This is a genomic window from Actinosynnema sp. (assembly GCF_052038725.1).
Window position 1 is genome coordinate 1 of record NZ_JBQGCX010001397.1, and the last position, 3,410, is coordinate 3,410.

General features: G+C 73.6%; 5 protein-coding genes and 1 pseudogene. 2 read left to right on the forward strand and 4 right to left on the reverse strand.

All coding sequences use genetic code 11. From position 1 onward, the window contains the following. Positions 1-84: 84 nt before the first annotated feature. On the reverse strand, positions 85-444 hold the full coding sequence (locus tag ACTUAL_RS29545; RefSeq protein ID WP_440902534.1) for a hypothetical protein: 360 nt from the start codon (positions 442-444) through the stop codon (positions 85-87). A 543-nt stretch (positions 445-987) separates the two neighbouring features. On the opposite strand from ACTUAL_RS29545, the gene ACTUAL_RS29550 reads away from it, so the two are divergent. Both ACTUAL_RS29550 and ACTUAL_RS29555 read left to right on the forward strand, forming a co-directional pair. Beyond that, positions 988-1,833 carry a DUF5753 domain-containing protein gene (locus ACTUAL_RS29550; protein WP_096496656.1) on the forward strand — a complete coding sequence of 282 codons (846 nt, stop codon included), beginning with the start codon at positions 988-990 and terminating at the stop codon, positions 1,831-1,833. Then, on the forward strand, positions 1,823-2,017 hold the full coding sequence (locus ACTUAL_RS29555; RefSeq protein WP_198320567.1) for a DUF397 domain-containing protein: 195 nt from the start codon (positions 1,823-1,825) through the stop codon (positions 2,015-2,017). Before ACTUAL_RS29550 ends, ACTUAL_RS29555 begins: the two co-directional genes overlap by 11 nt. 233 nt (positions 2,018-2,250) lie before the next feature. On the opposite strand, the pseudogene ACTUAL_RS29560 reads toward ACTUAL_RS29555, so the two are convergent. The 3 genes and pseudogenes from ACTUAL_RS29560 to ACTUAL_RS29570 form a co-directional block, all read right to left on the reverse strand. Beyond that, a pseudogene (locus ACTUAL_RS29560) lies at positions 2,251-2,448 on the reverse strand (DddA-like double-stranded DNA deaminase toxin); the annotation flags it as partial. Then, positions 2,442-2,720, reverse strand: coding sequence for a hypothetical protein (locus ACTUAL_RS29565; protein WP_440902535.1), 279 nt, complete (start codon positions 2,718-2,720; stop codon positions 2,442-2,444). The pseudogene ACTUAL_RS29560 and the gene ACTUAL_RS29565, both read right to left, overlap by 7 nt. A gap of 55 nt (positions 2,721-2,775) precedes the next feature. Further along, positions 2,776-3,410, reverse strand: a 635-nt coding sequence (locus ACTUAL_RS29570) for an aminotransferase class I/II-fold pyridoxal phosphate-dependent enzyme (RefSeq protein ID WP_440902536.1), incomplete at its 5' end; no start/stop codon positions are given.

Here is a 3,410-nt window from a genome sequence, read left to right on the forward strand (position 1 = left end):
GCACGCGTCCGCAGCGAACGCCACCAACGCCGGGACCGACCACGGGCAGCCTGACCAACCCGGCGAACGTTCGCGGCCACCGCCCTAGGCGTTCCGGGAGCTGGTCGCGAGGTCCTGCGCGACGGCCCCGCCGCCCGCGTCCCCGTCCAGCCACACCAGGTGCGCGCGCAGGTTCTCGGCGGCGGCGAACCGGGCGTAGAGCGCGAGCGCGTGCTCGACGCTCCCGGAGCGGGTGTGGTGGCCGTCGTCCACGGCGGTGGTCTCGGCGCGGTCGGGGAACGCCAGGCCGTAGGCGGCGACCTCGCAGTCCTCCCGGTCGCCGATCTCGTAGACGACGGCGAACGGCCGGGGCGCCTGCTCCCGCGCCTCCTGCCCCATCCACCTCCGGAAGGCGGAGGCCGTGGCGGGTGTCTCGGGGCTGTCGGGGTGCTGGTTCTCGGACAACGGGTCACACCTTCCCAGTGCTGTCTGCCGTGCTTGGGTTATCGCTCTTCCGGGTGGTAATCAGCGGAATGGCTTCACCCGTCAGAGTGGGTTTTTCCGCATCGCGCGCCACCCGCACCGCGTAGCGGGGGAGGGCGGGGACCACCGCCCGCGCCGGGGCGCGGGGCACCGCGACGTCGTGGCCCTGGTCCCATCGGCGCAGGTGGTCCGCGGACCTCGGGGCGGCGTGGCTCGGCCGGAAGGCGGACGCGCCCCCTGCTGCGACCGCCGCCGCGGCCTGCACGTCGAACGGACCCGCACCGCGCACCCGATCCTCCCCTCGTCGCGCGCCACCAGGCCCGATCTCCGCCCCGGCGACGCCCCCGCGCTATGGTGCGCGTGCACAACCTCTGTTGTGCGCGCGCAGCCAGATGGCTGAGCACACTCTAATCTGGAAAATCCAGATCAGGGTCACGCGCACGAGTGATTCGCCACAGCTGGGAATCACTCTGAGTAGCGAGTCGGTGACGGAACCAGGACATCCGGTGGTGCACAATCACGGCCATGGAGGAGCGCGACCCCGGTCCGGTGGTGCAGCGGCTGATCTACGGAGTGCGGGCGCGGGAGTACCGCGAAGCCGTGAACCTGGAGCCGGGCCCCGCCAGCGAGAAGCTGGGCACCAAGCGAGCCGCCCTGTCGAAGTGCGAGGCGGGCTTGGTGGCGGACTCGGAGACCGCAACCGAGCGGAAGATCACCCTGTACGGGATCCTCGGCCCCGAGGCGGAGGAGTTCCGGAAGCTGAGCAAGGAGGCGAGAAGGCGGGCGGCGCCGGAGCGGGTGACCGACCACGCGCGGCAGTACGTCGCCCTGGAACGCGCGGCGACCGAGCTGCGCATGATCTACACCGAAGTGCCCGGAGCGCTGCAGACGGCCGCCTACGCGCGAACGCAGCTCGCGCACTCGCCGATCGTCCGGCAGAACGACCTCGCCAGCTGGGCGGAAGTGCGGGAGAAGCGGGGCGACCTCCTCGCGGACGAGATGGTCACGGCCACCGGCAAACCACGCCGGGTGTCGGTCATCCTCGGCGAGGAAGCCCTGCACCGCCTGGTGGGAGGTGGCGCGATCATGCGCGGCCAGCTCCGGCGACTGCTCGTGTTCGCGGACCTCCCGCACTTCTCCGTGCGGATCCTGCCCTTCAGCGCGGGCACCACCCCGGCGTTGAGCAGCCCGTTCACGCTGCTCTGGATCGAGCCCGCCAACGTGCACCTGGCCTATGTCGAGAGCATGGGCGGTGCGGACTACATCAAAACGACCGAACCGTACGTGATCGCCTACGACGACGCGCAGCGGCGGGCGCTGTCCGAGAGCGACAGCCGCGCACTACTAGAAAGTCGGGCCAATGAACTCTGAGATCCAGGTCACCGGGGCGTGGCGCAAGTCCGCCAGGAGCGGGAACGGCGCGCAGTGCGTCGAACTGCGCTGCACGTCCGAGGTCGCGCGCGAGGTCCGCGACAGCAAGGCCCCGCAGGCGGGCGAGCTGTCGTTCGGCGGCGCGGCCTGGCGTTCGTTCCTGTCCACCATCCAGCAGGGCTGACCCCTGATCGCCTCCCCCCGGCGGGCGCCGCCGGGGGAGGCGATCTCACGCGGGATCTCGGCGCTGGGCGGGGTCTCGGTGTCCGCGTTCGTGCAGTAGTGCAAGACGGTCCCGGTCTTCGTCTCATGGCTGGCCATCCCCACCCGACCGCCACGTCCAGCACGCGGTCCAGTTCCTCCGGTGTGCCGGACGCGGGTGCGCGTCCCCCCGGGCGTGATCCCGCAGACGGTGAGGGCGCACCCCTCGGGAAGCAGGATCGGCGCCAGCGCGTCGCAGTTGTGCTCGCCCTTGCACGGCGTGTTGTTGATGACCACCGTGAGCTGCTCGTTGACCAGCTCCGAGCGCGAGTCCGCGCCACTGCTGATGGGGTAGTCGCGGCCGTTGGGCGCTATCCACCGACCGAGCGTCTGCTGCCCCGCGCCCCTCACCACCGGAGGCGGCAGGGATTCGCGAAGGCGTTCGACGCGGTCCGCCGGGTGGTCGGCGGCGCCTCGGGGACCGTCGTCCCCACCTCGCCGATCAGCCCGCTGCGCAGCGCCTCGGCCGCGTCCGCCTCCAGCCCCTCCGCCCCGCGGAGCGAGGTGGCCGGCAGCGAGAACGCGTCCTCCGCCGAGTCCCGCGCGACGACCAGCGCCGCCCGGCACCTCCCGGCCAGCTCGACGACCCGCGCGACCCGCTCCGCGACTTCCCCGACGGACGCCACCGCGCCCCCTCGGGCGCAAGAGTCCGCCGCCCTCCCGCCCCCGGCAACTGCACCCTCAGCCCAGCAACCCCACCACCACCGGCAGCGCCGCCTCCAGCTGCTCCCGCGTGCAGGCCCCGTACCCGATCGCCACCCCGTGCACCACCGGCTCCCCCGCGTGGTGCCGCTCCAGCCCGTCCAACCGCAGCCCCCGCCGCTCCGCCTCCGCCAGCACCCGCCGCTCCTCCCGCGCCGACCCCACCGGCACCACCACGTGCGCCCCCGCGTCGTCCCCCAGCACCGCCAGCCCCCCCGCGCCCAGCGCGCCCACCACCAACCCCCGCCGCTCCGCGAACTCCCGCCGCAGCCGCCGCAGGTGCCTGCCGAGGTCCCCGGTGCGCGCCAGCTCCACCAGCACCCGCTGCCCCGCCGCCGCCGGGCTCGTGCCGGTCCTGGCGCGGTGCTCCAGCACCGCCTCCGCGACCGCGCGCGGCGCCACCGACCAGCCCGCGCCCAGGGTCGGCGTGAGGATCTTGCTGGTCGTCCCGAGGTGCACGACCACGTCCGGGGCCAGCGCGGCCAGCAGCGGGAGCGGGGAGACGTCGTAGCGCAGCTCGCCGTCGTAGTCGTCCTCCAGCACCAGCCAGCCGTCCCGCCGCGCCCGCTCCACCAGCGCCACCCGCCGCGCAGCCGACATGCGGCCGCCGAGCG

Coding starts and splice junctions, on each gene's coding strand:
- ACTUAL_RS29550 (WP_096496656.1), top strand. CDS start 988: ATGGAGGAGCGCGACCCCGGTCCGGTGGTGCAGCGGCTGATCTACGGA.
- ACTUAL_RS29555 (WP_198320567.1), top strand. CDS start 1,823: ATGAACTCTGAGATCCAGGTCACCGGGGCGTGGCGCAAGTCCGCCAGG.